We start from the raw sequence: 21,128 nt of genomic DNA, 5'->3' as shown, positions 1-21,128 counted from the left end.
TCCGCCGAATCCGTGAAGGAGGCCTTCACCGCACCTTTGCCGGGAAATCAGGCCGGTGCCGGGGTTTTCGTCAGGTGGGTCAGCAGTTTCGCGCACCAGTCGAGCAACGCGTCGTCGCGGAGCATCGGCGCGCCGATGCGCCCGCCCGCCGGGCCTTCGGTCGGCTTCGGCACCGAGACCGTATTCGTGACGGCCTTGTACACCGCCTTCGGATAAAGGCGTTTCAGCCGCACCAATTGCGAATCCAGTAATGGCAACGGAGCGAACCGGATGGTGTTGCCCTGCACGGCCACCTCCGTCACGCCCGCGGCGCGGCAGGTGTGCCGGAACGCGGCGACCGAGAGCAGCCGCTGCACCGGGGCAGGCGGCTGGCCGTAGCGGTCGATCAGTTCCTCGCGGACCGCGTCGAGGCCCGCGGTGTCCGGCGCCGCGGCGATCTTCCGGTACGCCTCCAGCCGGAGCCGTTCGCCCGGCACGTAGTCGTGCGGGATGTGGGCGTCGACCGGGAGGTCGACGCGGACCTCGGCCAGCTCCTCGTCTTCGGTCGGCTCCGCGCCCGCGTGCTTGCGGAAGGCGTCGACCGCTTCGCCGACGAGACGCACGTACAGATCGAAGCCGACGCCCGCGATGTGCCCGGACTGCTCGGCACCGAGGATGTTGCCCGCGCCACGGATTTCCAGGTCCTTCATCGCGACGGCCATCCCCGCGCCCAGTTCGGTGTTCTGCGCGATCGTGGCGAGCCTGTCGTGCGCCGTCTCGGTGAGCGGCGCCTCCGGCGGGTACAGGAAGTACGCGTAGCCGCGCTCGCGACCACGGCCGACCCGGCCGCGCAGCTGGTGCAGCTGGGCGAGGCCGAGCAGGTCGCCGCGTTCGACGAGCAGCGTGTTCGCGTTGGAGATGTCGAGGCCGGTTTCGACGATCGTGGTGCACACGAGGACGTCGTACTCGTTCTCCCAGAATCCCTGGATGATCTTTTCGAGCTTTTCCTCGTTCATCTGGCCGTGCGCGGTGACGACGCGAGCCTCCGGCACCAGCTCGCGGATGCGCCGCGCGGCCTTCTCGATCGAGGAAACCCTGTTGTGAACGTAGAAAACCTGGCCGTCGCGCAGCAGCTCGCGGCGGATCGCGGCGCCGACCTGCTTGTCGTCGTACGCGCCGACGTAGGTCAGGATCGGGTGCCTGTCCTCGGGCGGGGTGAGGATCGTGGACATCTCGCGGATGCCGGCGAGCGACATCTCCAGCGTGCGCGGGATCGGCGTCGCGGACATGGTCAGCACGTCGACGTGGGTACGCAGCGCCTTGATGTGTTCCTTGTGCTCGACGCCGAACCGCTGCTCCTCGTCGACGATCACGAGGCCGAGGTCCTTGTAGCGGATCCCGGTCTGCAGCAGGCGGTGTGTGCCGATGACGATGTCGACCTCACCCGCCGCGAGCTGTTCGAGGATCGCGTCGGACTCGGCCTTGTTCGTGAACCGGGAGAGCCCCTTGATGGTGACCGGGAACGAGCGCATCCGCTCCTGGAAGGTACTGAGGTGCTGCTGGGCGAGCAGCGTCGTCGGCACGAGGACGGCGACCTGTTTGCCGTCCTGCACCGCCTTGAACGCGGCGCGCACGGCGATCTCCGTCTTGCCGTAGCCGACGTCGCCGCAGATGACGCGGTCCATCGGGACGCCGCGTTCCATGTCCCCCTTGACCTCGTCGATCGCGGCGAGCTGATCCGTCGTCTCGGTGAACGGGAAGGCGTCCTCCAGCTCGGACTGCCACGGCGTGTCCTGGGCGAACGCGTGGCCGGGCGCGGCCTGGCGGGCGGCGTAGAGCTGGACCAGCTCGGCGGCGATCTCCTTGACCGCCTTCTTGGCCTTGGCCTTGGTGTTCTTCCAGTCGGAGCCGCCGAGCTTGTTGAGCGTGGGCAGCTCGCCGCCGACGTACCGGGAGACCTCGTCGAGCTGGTCGGTGGGGACGAAGAGCCTGTCGCCGGGATGGCCGCGCTTGGACGAGGCGTACTCCAGCAGCAGATACTCGCGGGTCGCCCCCGCGACGGTGCGCTGCACCATCTCGACGAAGCGGCCGATGCCGTGCTGGTCGTGCACCACGTAGTCGCCCGCCTTGAGGGCGAGCGGGTCGACCGCGTTGCGCCGCCGGGACGGCATCTTGGTGTTGAGGTCCTTTGTGGACTGTCCGGCGGTGGCGCCGCGGCCGGTGAGATCCGCCTCGGTCAGCACGACCAGTGCGCGTTCCGGGGAGACGAAGCCCTCCGCGAGGCCGCCGCAGGTGACCGTGACGATGCCCGCCGCGGGCACTTCGGCGAGCCCCTCGCCCGCCAGCGTGGCGGGGACGTCGGCGGCGGAAAGCTGCTCGACGGCGCGCGCGGCGGTGCCCTGCCCGGCGACGACCAGCACGGCCGTGCCGCCGGCGGCGACGTGGGCGCGCAGATCCGTCATCGCGCGCTCCAGCTCGCCGCGGTAGGCGGGCGCCGGCTCGACCGTGACGCGGTAGACGTCCGGGTCTTCGCTCGTCAGCTGGGTGAGTGTCCACCAGGGGCGCTTGGTCTCCTGGGCGTGCTTGGCGATCTCGGCGAGGTCGCGGTACGCGGAGGCGCCGAGGTCGATCGGGGCCTGGCCACCCGCGGCCGCCGTCGTCCAGGAGGCCTCCAGGAACTCCTGGCCGGTGCGTACGAGATCCGCGGCGCGGGCGCGGATCTTCTCCGGATCCGCCAGCAGGACGTGGGTGCCGACGGGCATCGCGTCGGTGAGCAGCTCCAGCTCGCCCTCGCAGAGGACCGGGATGAGCGCCTCCATGCCCTCGACCGGGATGCCGTCGGAGAGCTTGGTGAGCATCTCGGCGAGATGCGCGTCGGCCTCGTACGTCTTCGCGAGTTCGGCGGCCTTCGCCTTGACCGGGCCGGTGAGCAGCAGCTCGCGGCACGGCGGCGCGCTGACGCGGGGGATCTCGCCGGGCAGGGAGCGCTGGTCGGAGACCGCGAACGCGCGGATCTCGCTGACCTCGTCGCCCCAGAACTCGATGCGGACGGGATGCTGCGCGGTCGGACCGAAGAGGTCGAGGATGCCGCCGCGGACGGCGAACTCGCCGCGCTTCTCGACCATGTCGACGCGCGTGTAGGCCAGCTCGACCAGCCTGTCGAGCAGGCCCTCGAAGTCGTGTTCCTCGCCAACGGTGAGGTCGATCGGCATGAGCGCGCCGAGGCCGGGCGCCATCGGCTGGATGAGGCTACGCACCGTCGCGACGACGACACGGAGCTGCTCGTCCTCGGTGGCGAGGCGGTGCAGCACCTCGAGGCGGCGGCCGACGGTGTCCGCGCGCGGGGACAGCCGCTCGTGCGGCAGCGTCTCCCATGAGGGGAAATCGGCCACGGCATCGGCGCCGAGCAGCGCGCCGAGGGCAGCCGTCAGCTCGTCTGCCTCGCGGCCGGTGGCGGTCACCGCGAGGACGGGGCGGCCGGCCTTTCCGCCGTCTCCGGTGGCCAGCGCGGCCGCGACGAGCTGGCGTGCCGCTGTCGGGCCCTGTAGCTCGAGCAGCGGAGCGCCGGCGCGCTCGACCACCCCGCGCAGGGCCGGGTCGGGAAGGATGGTGTGGAGGAGTCCGGACAGTGGAGCGTCGGTCACTGTTCCAGCCTACGTGCCGCCACCGACAAGGCGGCGATCACCGCCGTCTCCCGCCCTGCCGGACAGGGCTCCCGGGTGGCTCCATCGGGGTGGTCAGCCCCCTCCCGTCCCGGGGGCACCCCTCCAGCCAGTCTATCGGCTCCGGGGGCCTCGGCGGGGTGGTGCGGGAAATCTGTGGACAACGAAGGCGGTTGTGGACAACTCGGATCGCGGCGGTGGCGAGGTCCGTGAATGCCACATTGAGGGATTCTGAGTCCCTCAATGTGGCATTCACGGACCCGAACTGGACGCCGGTCGAGGGCGGGGCGGGAGTACGTCCTTTGTGGACAGATACGTCGTGAGGGAACTTCCGTGGCGTCTAGTGCGCTGAAGGACCCCTTCACAGCGTTCGGGCAGCCCGAGGGACGTGACACCTGGGCAACGCGACCAGGGCGTCCCTCGGTGAGGCGCCGCGCCGGAGCCGTCAACCGAAGGCGGCACCGCCCGCCTGGCCCAGCAGGATCTCCACGCTCGCCCACAGCACCGCAGCGCACACGCTCCCCGCGGCGAACCGCCGGTACGGCATCGCCGCCGAACCCGCGACCCGCGGCACCAGTGTCCGCACGCCCGCGAGACAGCGTCCGGCGATCACCGCCGGGACGCCGTAGCGGGCCACCGCCGATTCCGCCCGCTCCCAGCGGTGGGCGCCGATGCGGCGCCCGAAACGCGACGAGCGCAGTCGCGGCCCCCAGTATTTTCCCTCCAGATAGGCGAGCTGATCCCCGAGCACCGCGGCCACGACGGCGACCGCCAGCGCCAGTCCCAGGTCAAGGGTGCCCCGCTGCGCGAGGAAGCCCATCAAGAGCAAAGTGGACAGTGTGGGCAGGATGATTCCGGGCAGCAGCGCCGTTTCCGCGGTGATCAACAAGAAACAGATTAGGTAGACCCACGGCGCCGGAGCGTCAAGGAGTGGCCGTAGCAGACTGTCCACGACGCGGTTCCGTTCGGGAGGCGACCGGCAGCGCGGCGCGGTGGACGAAGGCGGGCGGCAGGTTCGGCCACACCACCGGGCCGCGGTCGACGACCGCGAACCGGGCCCGCAACGCTGCGGCGAACCGGCGCGCGGGTGGTGTCCACGCCACGTGCGCGTAGGCGAAGGTGCTGAAGCAGCCTTCCGGGGCGAGGACGGCAGTGACCGCGTCGAGGATGCGGGCCTGCACCGCGTCGGACATGACCGTCCACGGCAGACCGGACACCACGACGTCCACCGGGCCGGCGACGCGCGCGGCCAGTGACTCGGCGGAGTCCTCGACGACCTCGACCGGCGCGTGTGCGAAGCGACGTCGCAGGTCAGCGGCGAGCCGCGGGTTGATCTCGAACGCGGTCAGCCGCGCGCCGGGCGGCAGCCGGTCGAGGACGGCCCGGGTGAACACGCCGGTGCCGGGCCCGAGTTCGACGACGGTGTTCGCGCGCTCCAGCCCGAGACCCGCGGTCATCGCTTCGGCCAGCGCGGGCGAGCTCGCCGCGATGGCACCGGTGCGGACCGGGTGGCGGAGGAATTCCCTGGTGATCGACATGTTTTCGACGCTAGGAACGGGTCTTGTGGCCCGGCGTCGGCCGCGTCGTCGCGGTTCCGTCCTCCTGCGGAAGGACCCGATCGGTACCGCGGGACGACGCCCGCGCACGGCGATCCGGGTTACGTTCGACGCGTGTACCGGCTGAACATCTGGCTCCGCGGACATCCCTGGGTGCGGGATCTGCCGCTGTACGCCGTGTTCGTGTTCATGCGGCCGATGAGTGAATTCCCGGGCGTCTCGCACGCGATCCTGCTGGTGCCCTACCTCTTCCTGCTGCCGTTGCTGTTCCGGCGGCGGTACCCCAGGACTGCCGCCGTCCTGATCATCGCCGGAGTGGTCACCGCCTACACCAACACCATGTGGGCCTCCGATCGCGGCCGCGGCGACCTCGCACTGGCCGTCGTGCTGTTCAACCTGGTCAAACGAGGTGATCGCCGGTTCGCCGCGGTGGTCGCCTGCTGCATCCTGGCGCTCGACATCGGCTGGGCCGTCACCTGGGGCGTGGCCGCGCAGAACATCCCGACCGCCTTCCTCGCGGGCCTGCCGTTGCACATCGCGGCTTGGGCCCTCGGCGAGTTCTTCCGTGCCAGGGAGAAGCTCACCGAGGAGGAGGGGATCCGCGCCGAACTGGCGATATCCGAGGAGAAGGCACAGGCCAGGGCCGCCGTCGCCGAGGAACGCACCCGCATCGCCCGTGAACTGCACGACGTGCTCGCGCACAGCATGAGCGTCATCGTGCTCAACGCCGAGGGCGCGAAACTCATGCGGCACCAGGATCCCGAGTCCGTCGACCGGACGCTCGACACCATCAGCCGCACCGGCCGCGACGCGCTCGCCGAGCTCCGCAGGCTGCTCGAAGTGCTGCACGCGGGTGAAGCGGGCCGCAGTCCACAACCGACGGTCACCGAGCTGCGTACCCTCGTCGATCAGGTGAGCACCGGGGGCCGCCGCGTCGATCTCGCCGTCACCGGCGAACCCGCCGAGCTGCCGGCGAGCGCGGCGCTGCAGGTGTATCGCATCGTCCAGGAGGCGCTGACCAACATGATCAAACACGCGCCCGCCGACGCCACCGGCCGGGTCGAAGTCGACTTCGGACCTGGCGGCGCCCGGCGCGAAATCCGTGTCGAAGTCACCAATTCCGGCGGCAGGGAACATCCCGCCCCCGCGTTACCGTCGTCGGGACGGGGCCTGACCGGGATGGCGCAGCGGGTCGAGATGTACCACGGCAAGCTGGACACCGGGCCGACGGACGACGGGGGCTATCGCGTGAGTGCGACTCTCTTGCTGGAGGACGCCGCGTGATCCGCGTCCTGATCTGCGACGACCAGGAGCTGGTGCGGGTCGGGCTGCGGATGATCATCGACAGCCAGCCCGACCTGACCGTCTGCGGCGAGGCCACGAACGGCGAGGAGGCGGTCGCCGCGGCCCGTGAGCTGGTGCCGGACCTGGTGCTGATGGACGTCCGGATGCCGGTGCTGGACGGGGTCGCCGCGACCGAGCGGATCTGCGCCGGGTTCCCGGACGTCCGGGTGCTGGTGATCACCACGTTCGACCTCGACGAGTACGCCTACTCCGCGCTCCGGGCCGGGGCCAGCGGATTCCTGGTCAAGGACGCGCCGTCGGACGAGATGCTGGTGGCCGTGCGCGGAGTGCTGCGCGGCGACGCCATGGTGTCGCCGTCGGTCACCCGGCGGCTGCTGGACCGCTACCTCGCCGACGATCGCACGCCCGCCGACGTGTCCAAACTGGACTCATTGACCGAGCGGGAGAAGGACGTTCTCGGCCTGATCGCACGAGGACTGTCGAACTCCGAGATCGCCGGGAAGCTCTACATCGGCGAGACGACGGTGAAGACGCACGTCGGCCGCATTCTCGGGAAGCTCGGGCTGCGGGACCGGGTGCACGCGGTGGTGTTCGCGTACGAGAGCGGGCTGGTCCGCCCCGGCGGCTGACCGGCCACAGTGGACACTGTGGCCGGTCGGGAAGCGGTCAGCAGCCTTTGAAACGTTTGTCAGCGGCCCAGCCGGTGTTGGCCCAGGTCTGCGGGGACGCCGGGGTGAACCCGGGGAACTGCTTCGCCAGCTCGCCCAGCAGCCAGGTGGTGAACCGGGCCGCGCCCTGCGGGCAGGTGTGGATGCCGTCGGTGCTGCGGTCGATTTTGCCGTCCCGGTCGCGCTGGTAGGTGGCCCCCCACACGGCGGTGCTGTCGAGGACGACGGCGCGTCCGCCGGAGCCGCCCGCCACCTCCTTGGCCACCTGCGGCGTCCGGTTGAGATCGTCCATATGGGACGCGTAGAACTCGTCCGGGGTGATGGGCGGGAACGGGACGAAGACGAGCCGCGCGCCGGCATCCGCCGCCGTCTTCACCAATCGCTCGTACCCGGCGCGCTGCTCCTGCTCGGAGCCCCAGTCGTACGTCGTGATCTGATAGACGATCACGTTGGGCTTGAAATCGCTTACGGTGCCAGGCAAGTCCTTCCACGTCATCTCCGCGATGGGGCCGACCACGCCACCGCCACCGGCCGAGGCGAGCGACTTCAGCGTGAGGCCGCTGGCCTTCGCCGCCGCTTCCAGCGGCAGGGACTCGCCCTCGGCGATCGAGTCACCCATGAACAACACCTTGGACAGCCCCGGCTTGTTCACCGCGGCTTCCTTTGTGGACGTTTCGTTCGCGCAGCCGGCGAGCGCCATCAGCGCCACTGCCAGGCCTGCCATCAGCTTGGTTGTTTTCCTCACGACACCGACCCTGCCGATCCGGTGTCCTGGCACTGTCCCCGGAATGTCGCGGCTTTGTCGCAGGCCGCCACTCCGAGCCTGCCGACGTCGATCGTGGTCACCGCCGGGGACGGCACGGCCACCCACAGCACGACGAGCGCGGCCATGGCCGAGGCGAACGCGACCGCCCCCGAACGTCCCCGCGCCCAGCGTGCGCGGAACCGGATCGGGTCCTCCACCAGGTACTTCGACAGCGTCGCCAGCCCGATCGACACCACGCAGACGACGGCGGTCCGCGCCCACCCGTCGACACCTGTCCGTTGGGGCGTGAGCAAGAGCAGCACCGGCCAATGCCACAGGTACAGGCTGTAGGAGATCTGCCCCAGCCACCGCAGCGGCGGGCTAGCCAGCACGCGGGCGACCCAGCTTCGCGGTGCCTGTGCACAGAGTGCGACCACCAGCGCGGCCGCGAGCGAATGTGCGAACAGCCCACCACGGAACAGCCACAGTGATTTCTCACCGTCCACCAAGGACCAGGTCACCGCCAGCCCTGCCGTGAGCACGATCAGGACGGCTTTCCCGCCGAACCGGGCGAGCAGGCGCCGCACCGGCTCGGTCGCGGCGAGCGCGCCCAGCATCAGCGAGAACGCGCGGGTGTCGGTGCCGGTGTAGACGCGGGTCGTGTCGGCCGGGTCGAGCAGCACCACCATGAGGATCAGCGACGCCACCGAAACACCGGCCGCGATCACGGCGACCGGCCATTCCGCCCGCCTCGCCCAGCGCGCGACGAGCAGGAGCACCACCGGCCAGATCACGTAGAACTGCTCCTCGACCGCGATGCTCCACAGGTGTTCGAACACCCGGGTCGAGCCGAACCGGTCCCAGTAACTCGCGGACTCGGCGAGCAGATGCCAGTTGACCAGGTCGAACTGCACCCAGGGACCGTCCACCAGCGCGAACCGCAGCAGATCCGGCGGGCCGAGCGCCCAGGCCAGCAGCGTGACCCCGGCCAGCATCACCGCCGACGCCGGCACCAGACGGCGCAGACGCCTGCCCCAGAACGCGACCAGCGACACCGTCCCGGTCGTTTCGACCTCGCGCAGCAGCAGTCCGGTGATGAGGTAGCCCGAAAGCGCGAAAAACAGGTCCACACCGAGAAAACCGCCGGACAGATGGCCGGTGTGGAACAGCAGCACTCCCGCGATCGCGACGCCGCGAAGCCCGTCCAACGCCGGGAGATGCCGCTTTCTTTCCGTGGCACCAGGGGCGGTCAATACGTCAGTCATGCCGCCGAGGGTGGCGACCGTGTGTGCGGGCCGGGTCCACGCCCTGTCGCGGTCGTGTCGCAAGTCGTGGCGCCACATCGGACATCGGGGCATCCTGGGTGCATGCGCCCCGCTGTCGTAGCTCTGCTCGCGTCGGTGACGGCCCTGGTCACGGGCTGTTCGGCCGCGAGCACCCAGCAGTTGCCGGGACCGGCGGCGTCGACGGCGCGACCCGCCGCCGGGGCGTTCAAGGTCGAGCAGGTCGCGTCCGGTCTGGAGCACGGCTGGGACGTCGGCTTCCTGCCCGGCGGCGCCATCCTCGTCACGCAGCGTCCGGGGAAGCTGGCGCTGGTCAGCGGTGACCGCACCACGAACGTCGCCGCGGACTTCTCCGACGTCCTCGTCAACGGCGAGGGCGGCCTGATGGGTCTCTCGGTGAGCGCGGACTTCGCGACGTCCCGCGAGTTCACCACCTGCCAGACGCACAAGGAGGGCGCACGCGCCGTCGACGTCCGGCTGGTGACCTGGAAACTGGCCGAGGACAACGCGAGTGCGGCACGGGTACGGGACCTGCTGACCGGGCTGCCGGTGAACCCGAGCGGGCGGCACTCCGGCTGCCGTCCGACGCTCGGCCCGGACGGCGCGTTGTACGTCGGCACCGGCGACACCGCACGATCGATACTCGCGCAGGACCGGCACAGCCTCGGCGGCAAGGTGCTGCGCATCGACCCGAAGACCGGGGAACCGGTGCCGGGCAACCCGTTCATCGGTTCGGCCGATCCGAACGAGCGGCGGATCTACACCTACGGACATCGGAACGTACAGGGCGTCGCGATCCGGCCGGGCACGAACCAGATCATCACCGCCGAACACGGACCGGCCTTCGACGACGAGGTCAACCTGTTGCGTGCCGGGGCGAACTACGGCTGGGACCCGTCGAAGGGCGGCACCGACAGCAGTTACGACGAGAGCGTCCCGATGACCGACACGAAACGGTTCCCGGACGCCGTCCTTCCACTGTGGACAACCGGGAAGATCACCGAGGCGATCTGCGCCGACGCGTTCCTGACCGGTTCCCGGTGGGGAGCGAACGAGGGCGCGCTGGCCGTCGTCGCGCTGAAAGGACAGAAACTGCTGCTGTTCCAACTCGACGCGGCGGGCACGGTGAAGGACGTCTCGCTGCCGCCGGAGTTCGACGACCGGTTCGGCAGGCTGCGCGCGGCGCGGAGCGGCCCGGACGGCGCCTTGTACGTGACGACGTCCAACGGCACCGACGACAAGCTGCTCCGCGTCACGCCCGCCTGATCGAACTACCCGCTAGCGTCCGGCGAACGCGCCGCCGTTCACGTGTACGACCTGGCCGGTGACGTGCCGGGCGCCGGGGCTCGCCAGGAATGTGACGACCTCGGCGACGTCGTCGGGCTCGCCGGCGCGTTTGGTGAACGTGTTGCCGATGAGCCATTCGCGCCGTTCGTCACTGAGCTTGCCGCGGAAGAACTCGGTGTCGCCGACCAGCCCCGGCGCCACGACGTTCGCGGTGATCCCGCGCGGCCCCAATTCCCTTGCCACGTCGATGTTCCAGGCCTCGATCGCCGCCTTGGCCGCACCGTAGGAGCCGGCCCCGGTGTGCGCCGCGATCGACCCGATCGTGACGACGCGGGCGCCGTCGGCGAGCCGGTCGCGCAGCGCGCGGGTGACCAGCGCCGCGGTGTACACATTGGACTGGATGTTCGCTTCCCACCCCGCGGCGAACGCGGCGAGATCGTCCGGCTGCTCACGCAGGAAGTCGATGTTGCCACCCGCGTTGTTGACCAGCACGTCGACCCGCTCGGGCAGCTCGTCGAGTGCCCTGGTCACCGCGGCGGGGTCGGCCGCGTCGAACACCACCGGCCGGGCACCGAGCAGCGTCGCGGCCTCGCCCAATACCCGTTCGCGGCGCCCGGTGATCGTGACGCGGTCCCCCGCCTTCGCGAAGGCCGACGCCACGGCGTACCCGATGCCGGTACCGCCGCCGGTCACCACGATTTCCCTGCTCTGCCCCATTGTCGAGTACCTCCGTTCGTAGCCGTGTACCCGACCCTAGCGCTGGAGTGGCTCCAGGACGGCTTGGTTTTCGGCCCCTATTTCCTGACCGGTTCGAGGCAGTAGCGGGTGCCGCTGAGCACGCTGCCCATGCCGTACCAGACGGCGTCCGTCGCGGTGGGCATCGACGGGCAGTTCTTCGCGATCGGATCGGTGAGCCCGTCGATCTGCGTGACGCCGTCGACCTTGCCGACGACCTTGAACCGCGCGCCCGCGCCGCAGTCGAGCACGGTCAGGCTCTTGTCCTGCAGGTTCAGGCAGCCGCCCACCACCGGCCTGCGGTGGCCGGGGTTCTTGAGATCCTCCAGGCAGAGCACCTTCTCCTGGGGCAGCGCCGCCGTCCCGGTCCGCTTCCACCGGACCGCGGCGCCCGCGGTCGGTGCCTGGACGCAGGAGTCGCCGCCGAAGCCGAACGCCGACCCCGCTTCGACGGCGACGACCTTGTACCCGGCCTCCCCGCAGGGAACCTTCTCGGTCTTCTGCGATTCGATGGCGTCGCCCTTGAGACAGTCGCCGACGAGCGGCATCCGCTCACCCGGTGTCTTGAGGTCCTCGAGGCAGAACGCCGTGCCGGTGCCCGACCGCGCGCCCTGCCAGAAGATCGCGTCCGCGGTCGGGAACGGCTCACACACCGACGTGGAGATCCGGAGCGCGATCTGAGACTGGTCGGCGACCTTGCCGACGACCTTGTACTTGGCGTCCGGCCCACACGTCACGGTATGAATGCTGTCGGCGTCGTCGACCTGGCCCTGAACGCACGAACCGACGTCCATCCCGGTCCCGAGCTTCGGCACCACCACGACCACGAGCCCGATGAGGAACGCCGCGAGGACAGGAATCCCGGTGAACAGCGCGATCTTCGGCCCCCGGCCGCGCTGCTTGACCGGCAGGATCGGCGGCGCCTTCGGCAGTTCCGACAACCCTCTGCCGAACTCGGCCGGGTCCGACGGCAGCTTGTCCATGACGTTCCCCCTCGACGAAAGACACCGCGCGTCGCGGGTGTGTGATGTCATCCGTCGCCTGCCCGCGGAACGTTACGCACGACCGGCCATTCCGGACGAAATGTAACCGGCCCCACACACGCGGGCCGAAGTCAGCCATTGGGGCGCGTCGGGACGCCGCCGGTCACCTCCTGCCAGCCGAGGACCCGGTCACCGAACGCGGTCCCGGTGGAGCGCAGTGTCCACAGTTGACTCTCGTCGGGCGCGTTCGCGGTGACCACCGCGACGTCGGCCTTCCCGTCCTTGTCGAAGTCCCCGGTGGTGAGCACGGATTTCGCCGGGTCGAACTCGCCCGTGCGCCGCCACCAGTCATGCGGGGCGAAGCCGGTCGTGGAACCGAAGACGACCATAGCCGTGTCGCCACCACCGTGGTCGTACATCGCGACGACGTCGGCCTTGCCGTCCCCGTCGACGTCCGCGGCCACCGGAGTGCTCCGTCCGGTACAGAATGGACCGTCCCATGTGGACGCACCGGCATCGAAGGCGGAGCCGGTCGAGCGGTGCACGGTCAGGTTCGCGTGGCAGTCGCCCTCGTCGCGGAGTTCGGCCAGGTCGGTACGGCCGTCGCCGTCGAAGTCGCCGGCGACCAGGTTCGCCTTGGCCGGGTCACCGGGCGAGGTGTACCAGACGACCGGGGCGTTCAGCGCGCCGCCGGGGAACACCGTCACCTGCCAGCCGCCGCCGTCGGCGGGCCGCTGCACCGCGACGTCCGCCTTGCCGTCACCGGTGAAATCGCCGGAGAACATGCGCAGGGTGCTCAGCGGCCACGCCGCGGAGCCGCTGTCCCAGGTGTTGCGGCCCGCGTATCCGTGGCCGTCCGAGGGATACACCGACAGCTGCGCCCGGTCACCGGGTGCCTGGGTGAACGTCGCGACGTCCGTGCGGCCGTCGCCGTCGAAGTCGCCGCGGACGTAGCGCAGCGGCGCGAGGCCGCCCGAGGAGATACCGGCGTCCATCACCACGGTGCCCTGGTAGAAGCCGCCGTCGCGGGCGGTGACGTTCCAGATTCTCCTGCCGCCGAAGTCGTGGTCCATGAACAGGGTGACGTCGGACCGGCCGTCGCCGTTCATGTCCTCGGGCACATGGGCCCGCGGCGCCGGATTGTCCAAAGCGGACAGATCCCAGGACGGGGTGAGGTCGCTGACGTTGCCCGCCCGGTCGACGGCGCGGACGTAGAGACGCGCCGAGGCGACATGGGTGATCGGGTCCTCGAAGACGGTGACCGGGAGCACCGCGCTGCCGTCCGGCGCCGCCTTGATCCGGTGCGTGACCCTTTCGGCCTTGAAGCCGTACATGAACTCCGCGACGTCGGTGTCGCCCGCGGCGGCGCGCAAGGTCACCGTTCCGGTAGTGCACGCCGGAATCACCGGCTCCCCGTCCGGGAAGTCGGCCGAGGAGATCCGTGGCACGCCAGGACGCACCGCGTCGACCGTGAAATAACAGTCCGGTGTGGACGGACCGACGTCGAGGGCGTCCCTTGCCTGCGCGTGGTAGTGGTAGGTCTGGCCGTCCACGAGCACGCCTTCGGGAAGTTCCGACCACGAGAAGGCGCCACTGCCGATCGGCCCGACCTCGGTGGCGTAAGCGAGCGAGCCGTCCGCGCGGAGGATCTCCAGCCTGGTCGTGATGCCGTCCGAGGATTCGGGATCACTGCTCGCCCCGGAGAACTGACGGACCCGTCCGTCATTGAGGGGCGTTGGCGCTTCAGCGGTACCGCAACGAGACGGATAGGACGTGGAAACCCGGGTCACGGTCGGCGGATTGTTGTATTCCACGGTAAGGAAGGCGCTTTCGGGCTTGAGCGCCATTCCCTTGGGCAGATGCTCGTTCCGCAGTTTCACGCCCAGCGTGACGAAGCCGCTGCGTTCGTCCGCGGCCCTTTGCGCAAGCGCTTTCAATGCGTCACTCGCGAATTCCAGTCGCAGGAGGCCACCGCCGCAGGCGTCGCCGGAACTGGTGGCCAGCGGTGCGTCGCCGAGCCAGGCGTCGCGCGAGTTGTTCCAGGTCAGCGGCTGCGCGGGATCGATGGGCCGGACCGCCCAGAGTTCCAGCGTCGTCGGCGAACACGGCTTCGAGGTGTCGACCGAGACGTCGAATTCGGCCTTGTGGATCCGCGATCCGTTCGTCTTCGACGTGTCGATCCGGAAGAACGAGCGGAACACGCCCTTCGGATCGGCGGACCGGCCGACCCGTGCGGCGTCGCGCGCGGTTTCCCAGTACGAGCGGTCGGGCTCGTGCTTGTTCACCTGCGTCCAGCGGGACATCGGCGCCGCATGGCCGACGGCTCCCGCGACGTTCTGCCCGGCGAGCGCGACGAGCAGCCCCGCCATCAGCATCGTGACGGCGGCTACTCGCGCGGCGGCGCCTGTTCTCGGTCTTTTTCCCGGCTTGTCGTCGTGAGTCGTGTACAACAACGCGGCCTCCCCATGAGCCGTTCTGGCTGTCACACCACGTACGCGCGCTTCCGGCGCGAAGTTGCCCGCGTCGTCCGAGTATCACCCGAATCGCCCAAACGGCTCACGGTGGGAAAATCAGCAACCTCAGCCGAGCCGCAGCTTCGGCTTGTGCTCCAAATGGGACAGTCCGTTCCACGCCAGGTTCACCAGATGCGCGGCGACCTCCTCGCGTTTGGGCTTGCGCGCGTCGAGCCACCACTGCCCGGTCAACGCGACCATGCCGACGAGCGCCTGCGCGTAGAGCGCAGCCAGTTTCTCGTCGTAGCCCCGTGCCGCGAACTGCTGCGCGAGAATGTGTTCGACCTGGCTGGCGATGTCGTTCAGGACCGTGGAGAACGTCCCGGTCGAACTCGCCACCGGCGAATCCCTGACGAGGATGCGGAATCCGTCGTGCGAGTGCTCGACGTAGCTGAGCAGCGCGATCGCCGCCTGTTCCAGCATCACCCTCGGGTGCCCACCGTGCAGAGTGGACACCATCCGGTCGAGCAGGAGCTGGGTCTCGCGGTCGACGACGACCGCGTAGATCCCCTCTTTCCCGCCGAAATGCTCGTACACGACCGGTTTGGACACGTTCGCCCGGTGCGCGATCTCCTCGATCGACGTCCCGTCGAAGCCCTTTTCCGCGAACAGGGCGCGCGCCACGTTCAGGAGTTGTTGCCTGCGTTCGCTTCCGGTCATCCGCACCCGGGTCACCGGGGCCGCCGGACGAGCCCCGGTGACCGTTTCACGCTTTCCCCGCCTTCGTGCCGCCACTACGGCACTGTAGCCGAGCTATGCGATTTATTTACTTTCGGTAGCGATCCGCGCCAGACGCTGCGGGGTCGGCCAGCGCACGTCGTGCACCCAGCCGAACTTTTCGAAGATCCAGATGAGCCGGGCCGACATGTCGAGCTGGCCGCGCTTGACGCCGTGCCGCGCGGACGTCGGGTCGGCGTGGTGCAGGTTGTGCCACGACTCGCCGAAGGAGAAGATCGCCAGCGGCCAGAAGTTCGCCGACCGGTCCCGCGCGGCGAACGGGCGCTCGCCGATCATGTGGCAGATCGAGTTCACCGACCAGGTCACGTGGTGCAGCACGCAGACCCGGACCAGCCCGGCCCAGAAGAACGCGGTCACCGCACCCCACAGCGACCAGGTGACCAGTCCGCCGATCAGCGCGGGCCCGAACAGGCTCACCAGCGCCCACAGCCAGAACAGGCTGTCCACCTTCTTGATGGCCGGGTCCTTGACCAGGTCCGGGGCGAACCGCTCCTGGTTGGTGGTGTCGCGCTCGAACAGCCAGCCCATGTGCGCGTGCCAGAAACCCTTGGCGATGGCCACCGGCGAGGTGCCGAACGCCCACGGCGAGTGCGGATCGCCGTCACGGTCGGAGAAGGCGTGGTGCCGGCGGTGGTCGGCGACCCAGGTGATCACCGGACCCTGCAGCGCGACGCTGCCCGCGACGGCCATCACGACGCGCAGCCATGGCTTGGCCTTGAACGAACCGTGCGTGAAGTAGCGGTGGTAGGCGACGGTGACCCCGAGCCCGCTGATTCCGTAGAAGACGACGAAGAGCGCGACGTCGACCCAGTTCAGTCCCCAGCCCCAGGCGAAGGGGACGGCGACGAGCAGAGCGGCGAGCGGTGCGATCACACCGAAGTAGACCGAAACCTGGACGCCGACGGAGCGTGTTCCGCCGTAGAGGGGCTTGGGGCCCTTCGGGGCCGATGGCTCCCCGGTGGGCTGAGAACGGTCGAGCGTGGCCGTCATGCAGTTCACTTCTTCCTACGTGCATCCCTGCGAAGGGTTACCTAACCTACGATGCCGTAAGTTACGGTACAGGAGGTTTTGGCGGCTGGGGAGGGGCGAACGGCCGCGCGGGGGACGACAACCATGTCCGCGGATACCCGCCACGGCGGGAGATAACCCCTCCCGCACGGGGCCGCGCCGATCGTCGCTATTCTGACCAGGAACGATCCGCCGTAGTGTAATCGGCAGCACTTCAGATTTTGGTTCTGACAGTTCAGGTTCGAATCCTGGCGGCGGAGCAGCGCGAGACGGACAGCGAGCAGCGGGGGTGAGCGCGGCTGAGCGACGAGACGACGATCGACGGCTTCGCGGGAACGGCCAGGCGGCCGACCTTGGTCGAAATGTCCGACGCCTGGCTGGTCGGCCGCGCCCGCGAGCTGACGGCCGCGGTGCAGCGTCTGGAACACGCCCAGCAGCTCGAAATCGTCGCCACGATGGACGAGCTCCTCGACGAGACACAGCGCCGCGGTGAACCGCTGCTGGTCGCGCAGCTGCTGCGCGCGTCCGCACTGGCCAGGCTGCTCACCCGCGGACTCGCCGCGGAGGCGGAGCCCCGGCTCGACGAGATGCTCGCGCACACCCGCCGCCACGGCCTCGCGCTGCTGCGCGCCGACGCGCACGCTCTGCGCGGGCGCCGGCTCGTGCTGGCCGAGCAGGAGGACGCCGCGCTCACCGAGATCGCGCGGGCGCTGGCCATCCTCGACGATTCGACGATCCCGGACCGCGGCGTCGGTGTCCGCAACTGGAACCGGATGCAGTCCACCGCGCTGATCGACTGCTGGATCGTGCTCAACCAGCTCGGCGTGTACGAGGCGGCCGAGGAGGTCATCGGCCGCGCCCACCAGGCGATCCGCGAGAGCGCCAGCCCGCACGAGATCACCCTGCAGCTGTTCAACCGCGTCAAGATGCTGCTCGGCTGGGGTCTGCGGCTCGAACGCGTCGAGCAGTACGAGGCGAGCGCGGAGAAGTTCCGCGTCGCCGCGTCGATGGCCGAGGCCGCGGAGGGCCCGTTCGCCGAATCGCTGTTCCCGCGCAAGGCCGGGGTGGCCGCGGTCGACCAGGTCGGCGCGCTCGCCGCCGCGCTCGCGCTGAACAACCCCGGCGAAGAGCACATCGAACGGCTCGAGCACCTGTACTCCGGCCTCGGGTTCCCGTACGAGAAGGAAGTCGTGGCCATCGCGCTGGCCCGCTGCCTGGACAAGGCCGGGCGCCGCGAAGAGGCGCTCGACGTCCTGCGCACGACGAAGAAGGCCATGGCCGCGGACATCTCGCAGCCGACCATGCGGCTCAACGTCTCGCGCGAACTGGCCCGCCTCGACACCACCCCGGACTACGCGTCCGGTGCCAGCCAGTCGCTGATCGACTACGCGACGACGCTGGAGGCCGAGATGTGGACGCTGCGCGAATCGCAGATCGCCACGCTCAACGCGCGCCGCGAGCACGAGCGGCTGTCGGCCGAGCACGGCGCCATCACCCAGCAGGCGCTGCAGGATCCGCTCACCGGGCTGCCCAACCGCCGCGCGCTCGACGAGAAGCTGCGCATGCTGTCCTCGTCGGCCGACGCGCAGCCGCTGGCGGTCGCGCTCGTCGACCTCGACGGCTTCAAGGGCGTCAACGATCAGCAGTCGCACGCCGAGGGCGACAACGTGCTGCGGGTCGTCGCCAGCACTCTGCGCGACGCGTTGCGCGGCGACGACGTCGTCGCGCGCTACGGCGGTGACGAGTTCATCGTGCTGCTGCCCGGTGCGCCGGCGTCGGCGGCGAAGATGGCGCTCGGCCGCGCGGTGAAGTCCGTCGCGCAGCTCCCGCACCACCTTTCGCACGGCGTGACGCTGTCGATCGGGCTCGTCTCGCTGCGCCCGCAGGAGCGTGCCGAACAGGTGCTCGCGCGGGCGGACGCGGCGATGTACGAGGCGAAGCGCGGCGGCGGCAACCAGGTCGCCTCGGCGAATTCGATGACGGCCGAACCGGCGAACGTTTGGCCTGGTGAGGATGCTCCGACCGACCCCGCGTGGGGCGCCGAGGAGCCCACGTAGGATCGAACCCCGACAGAGCATGAGTTGGTGAACTGTTGGGAGTGTCGTGACCGGCCCGCTGAGCACGTTGATCCTCGCCGCGGGTGAGGGCACCCGCATGCGATCCGCCACCCCGAAGGTGCTGCACCCGATCGCCGGGAGACCGCTGGTCGAGCACGCCGTGCGGGCGGCGGCGGGGCTCGAACCGGAGCATCTGGTGGTGGTGATCGGACACGGCCGCGAGGCGGTCGGCGCGGAGCTGGGCCGCATCGGCGACACGCTCGGGCGCGGGGTGACCACCGCCGTCCAGACCGAGCAGAAGGGCACCGGGCACGCGGTGTCGTGCGCGCTGGCCGCGCTGCCCGACGGCCTGACCGGCACGGTGATCGTCAGCTACGGCGACGTGCCGCTGCTGGACACCGCGACGCTGTCCGCGCTGCTGGCCGAGCACACCGGGACGGGCAATTCGGTGACCGTGCTGACCGCGGTCGTCGCCGACCCGACCGGCTACGGCCGCATCCTGCGGGACGAGGCGGGCGCGGTGGCGGCGATCGTCGAGCAGAAGGACGCGACGCCCGAGCAGCACGAGATCACCGAGATCAACTCCGGGGTGTACGCCTTCGACGCGGCTGTGCTGGCCGACGGGCTCTCCCGGCTCTCCACCGACAACGCCCAGGGCGAGCTGTACCTGACCGACGTGCTGGCCATCGCGCGTGGCGACGGCAAGGGCGTCGGGGCCCTGGTGGTCGACGACCCGTGGGTGACCGAGGGGATCAACGACCGGGTCCAGCTGGCGACGCTGGGCGCCGAGCTGAACCGCCGGATCATCCGCGGCTGGCAACGCTCCGGCGTCACGATCGTGGACCCGGGCAGCACCTGGATCGACGCGGGCGTCACGCTCGAACGGGACGTCGTCCTCGAGCCGGGAGTGCAGCTCAAGGGGACGACGTCGGTCGGCGAGGGTGCCACGGTCGGCCCGGACAGCACGCTGGAGAACGTCCGCGTCGGCGCGGGGGCGTCGGTGGTGCGGACGCACGGTTCGGACTCCGAGCTGGGCGACGGCGTCAAGGTCGGGCCGTTCACCTACCTGCGGCCGGGCACGAAGCTGGGGGCGAAAGGGAAGCTCGGCGCGTTCGTCGAGACCAAGAACGCCGACATCGGCACCGGGACGAAGGTGCCGCACCTGACCTACGTCGGCGACGCGGTCATCGGCGAGCACAGCAACATCGGCTGCTCGAGCGTGTTCGTCAACTACGACGGCGTCAACAAGCACAAGACCGAAATCGGGTCGTACGTGCGGCTGGGCGCGGACAACACGTTCGTCGCGCCGGTGAAGGTGGGTGACGGCGCCTACAGCGGGGCGGGGGCGGTGATCCGCGAGGACGTGCCACCGGGCACGCTCGCGGTGTCCGCGGGACCGCAGCGCAACATCGAAGGCTGGGCGATCCGGCGCAGGCCGGGCACGCCCGCGGCGGAGGCGGCGGAAGCCGCGCTCGCCGCACAGCAGGACACCACCGTTGTGTCCGAACCGGTAGTAGGAAACGACGGGGAGTCGCCAGCATGAGTCAGAAGTCCGGCACGCCGAAGAAGAACCTGATGCTCTTCTCCGGCCGCGCGCACAAGGAACTCGCGGACGAGGTCGCCAAGTACCTCGACGTGACGATCACGCCGCAGACCGCGCACACCTTCGCCAACGGCGAGCTGTTCGTGCGGTTCGAGGAGTCGGTGCGCGGCTGCGACGCGTTCGTCATCCAGAGCCACACGACGCCCATCAACGAGTTCGTGATGGAGCAGCTGATCATGGTGGACGCGCTCAAGCGGGCGAGCGCGAAGCGGATCACCGTGGTCATGCCGTTCTACCCGTACGCGCGGCAGGACAAGAAGCACAAGGGCCGCGAGCCGATCTCGGCGCGGCTCATCGCGGACATGTTCAAGACCGCGGGCGCCGACCGGATCATGACCGTCGACCTGCACACCGCGCAGATCCAGGGCTTCTTCGACGGCCCCGTCGACCACCTGATGGCGCAGAGCGTGCTGGCCGAGCACATCAAGAAGACCTACGGCGGCTCCGACATCGCGGTCGTTTCGCCGGACTCGGGCCGTGTGCGGCTGGCCGAGAAGTGGGCGCAGCAGCTGGGTGACCGGCCGATCGCGTTCATCCACAAGACCCGCGACCCCGACAAGCCGAACCAGGCCGTCGCCAACCGCGTCGTCGGGCACGTCGAGGGCAAGCTGTGCGTGCTGGTCGACGACATGATCGACACCGGCGGCACGATCGTCAAGGCCACCGACGCGCTGCTCGACGAGGGCGCCGCCGACGTCGTCATCGCGACCACGCACGGCATCCTGTCCGACCCGGCGACCGAGCGGCTCTCGAACTGCAAGGCCCGCGAGGTCATCGTGACGAACTCGCTGCCGATCCCGCCGGAGAAGCACTTCCCGGGCCTGACGGTGCTCTCCATCGCGCCGATGCTGGCCGAGGCTATCCAGCAGGTCTTCGAGGACGGCTCGGTGACGTCGCTGTTCGACGGCGCCGCGTAAGTCTCACCGCACATGCCGTTAAGGCCACCTTACGGGCGTCTGACGCCCTTAAGGTGGCCTTAACGGCATTTTCGTCCACTGTGGACACG

The 21,128-nt window shown here is 69.8% G+C and carries 16 protein-coding genes and 1 tRNA gene; 7 read left to right on the top strand and 10 right to left on the bottom strand.

Features of this window, described 5'->3' with window-relative positions; genetic code table 11:
• Positions 1–47 precede the first annotated feature (47 nt).
• The 3 genes from mfd to ACFWY9_RS33535 form a co-directional block, all read right to left on the bottom strand.
• Complete coding sequence (gene mfd, locus ACFWY9_RS33545) at positions 48–3,608, bottom strand: transcription-repair coupling factor (protein WP_378324518.1); 3,561 nt, start codon at positions 3,606–3,608, stop codon at positions 48–50.
• A 478-nt stretch (positions 3,609–4,086) separates the two neighbouring features.
• The gene (locus tag ACFWY9_RS33540) at positions 4,087–4,593 is read right to left on the bottom strand and encodes a DedA family protein (RefSeq protein ID WP_378324466.1); all 507 of its coding nucleotides are present in this window, start codon (positions 4,591–4,593) and stop codon (positions 4,087–4,089) included.
• Complete coding sequence (locus ACFWY9_RS33535; RefSeq protein WP_378340738.1) at positions 4,565–5,179, bottom strand: class I SAM-dependent methyltransferase; 615 nt, start codon at positions 5,177–5,179, stop codon at positions 4,565–4,567. Before ACFWY9_RS33535 ends, ACFWY9_RS33540 begins: the two co-directional genes overlap by 29 nt.
• 132 nt (positions 5,180–5,311) lie before the next feature.
• Between ACFWY9_RS33535 and ACFWY9_RS33530 the strand changes: the two genes are divergently transcribed.
• Together ACFWY9_RS33530 and ACFWY9_RS33525 are read left to right on the top strand one after the other, a co-directional pair.
• Entirely contained in the window at positions 5,312–6,481 is a 1,170-nt protein-coding gene (locus ACFWY9_RS33530) for a sensor histidine kinase (protein ID WP_378340737.1), read from the top strand.
• Complete coding sequence (locus tag ACFWY9_RS33525) at positions 6,478–7,131, top strand: response regulator (protein WP_378324463.1); 654 nt, start codon at positions 6,478–6,480, stop codon at positions 7,129–7,131. Before ACFWY9_RS33530 ends, ACFWY9_RS33525 begins: the two co-directional genes overlap by 4 nt.
• A gap of 37 nt (positions 7,132–7,168) precedes the next feature.
• On the opposite strand, the gene ACFWY9_RS33520 is transcribed toward ACFWY9_RS33525, so the two are convergent.
• Both ACFWY9_RS33520 and ACFWY9_RS33515 read right to left on the bottom strand, forming a co-directional pair.
• On the bottom strand, positions 7,169–7,915 hold the full coding sequence (locus ACFWY9_RS33520; RefSeq protein WP_378324461.1) for an SGNH/GDSL hydrolase family protein: 747 nt from the start codon (positions 7,913–7,915) through the stop codon (positions 7,169–7,171).
• Positions 7,912–9,180, bottom strand: a complete 1,269-nt coding sequence (locus tag ACFWY9_RS33515; RefSeq protein WP_378340736.1) for an acyltransferase family protein — start codon at positions 9,178–9,180, stop codon at positions 7,912–7,914. The genes ACFWY9_RS33520 and ACFWY9_RS33515 overlap by 4 nt, the downstream gene beginning before the upstream one ends.
• A gap of 102 nt (positions 9,181–9,282) precedes the next feature.
• On the opposite strand from ACFWY9_RS33515, the gene ACFWY9_RS33510 reads away from it, so the two are divergent.
• Positions 9,283–10,464, top strand: coding sequence for a PQQ-dependent sugar dehydrogenase (locus ACFWY9_RS33510; protein ID WP_378340735.1), 1,182 nt, complete (start codon positions 9,283–9,285; stop codon positions 10,462–10,464).
• Between the two features lie 12 nt (positions 10,465–10,476).
• On the opposite strand, the gene ACFWY9_RS33505 is transcribed toward ACFWY9_RS33510, so the two are convergent.
• The 5 genes from ACFWY9_RS33505 to ACFWY9_RS33485 form a co-directional block, all read right to left on the bottom strand.
• Positions 10,477–11,202 (bottom strand): SDR family NAD(P)-dependent oxidoreductase, encoded by a 726-nt coding sequence (locus tag ACFWY9_RS33505; RefSeq protein ID WP_378340734.1) that lies wholly within the window; start codon positions 11,200–11,202, stop codon positions 10,477–10,479.
• A gap of 77 nt (positions 11,203–11,279) precedes the next feature.
• Positions 11,280–12,203: a hypothetical protein gene (locus tag ACFWY9_RS33500; protein WP_378340733.1), complete on the bottom strand. Its 924-nt coding sequence runs from the start codon at positions 12,201–12,203 to the stop codon at positions 11,280–11,282.
• Positions 12,204–12,334: 131 nt separating this feature from the next.
• Positions 12,335–14,656 carry an FG-GAP repeat domain-containing protein gene (locus ACFWY9_RS33495; RefSeq protein ID WP_378340732.1) on the bottom strand — a complete coding sequence of 774 codons (2,322 nt, stop codon included), beginning with the start codon at positions 14,654–14,656 and terminating at the stop codon, positions 12,335–12,337.
• Positions 14,657–14,782: 126 nt separating this feature from the next.
• Complete coding sequence (locus tag ACFWY9_RS33490) at positions 14,783–15,376, bottom strand: TetR family transcriptional regulator (RefSeq protein WP_378324454.1); 594 nt, start codon at positions 15,374–15,376, stop codon at positions 14,783–14,785.
• A 102-nt stretch (positions 15,377–15,478) separates the two neighbouring features.
• Complete coding sequence (locus tag ACFWY9_RS33485; RefSeq protein ID WP_378324453.1) at positions 15,479–16,444, bottom strand: acyl-CoA desaturase; 966 nt, start codon at positions 16,442–16,444, stop codon at positions 15,479–15,481.
• Between the two features lie 206 nt (positions 16,445–16,650).
• On the opposite strand from ACFWY9_RS33485, the gene ACFWY9_RS33480 reads away from it, so the two are divergent.
• From ACFWY9_RS33480 to ACFWY9_RS33465, 4 genes are all read left to right on the top strand, one after another.
• A tRNA-Gln gene (locus ACFWY9_RS33480) sits at positions 16,651–16,722 on the top strand.
• A 102-nt stretch (positions 16,723–16,824) separates the two neighbouring features.
• Positions 16,825–18,519, top strand: coding sequence for a diguanylate cyclase domain-containing protein (locus tag ACFWY9_RS33475; RefSeq protein WP_378324452.1), 1,695 nt, complete (start codon positions 16,825–16,827; stop codon positions 18,517–18,519).
• A gap of 46 nt (positions 18,520–18,565) precedes the next feature.
• Complete coding sequence (gene glmU / locus ACFWY9_RS33470) at positions 18,566–20,062, top strand: bifunctional UDP-N-acetylglucosamine diphosphorylase/glucosamine-1-phosphate N-acetyltransferase GlmU (protein ID WP_378340731.1); 1,497 nt, start codon at positions 18,566–18,568, stop codon at positions 20,060–20,062.
• Positions 20,059–21,039: a ribose-phosphate diphosphokinase gene (locus tag ACFWY9_RS33465; RefSeq protein WP_378324450.1), complete on the top strand. Its 981-nt coding sequence runs from the start codon at positions 20,059–20,061 to the stop codon at positions 21,037–21,039. Before glmU ends, ACFWY9_RS33465 begins: the two co-directional genes overlap by 4 nt.
• Positions 21,040–21,128 lie beyond the last annotated feature (89 nt).

This window comes from Amycolatopsis sp. NPDC059027 (genome assembly GCF_042739735.1).
GTDB lineage: Bacteria > Actinomycetota > Actinomycetes > Mycobacteriales > Pseudonocardiaceae > Amycolatopsis.
This window is presented reverse-complemented; position numbering and strand designations above follow the sequence as displayed.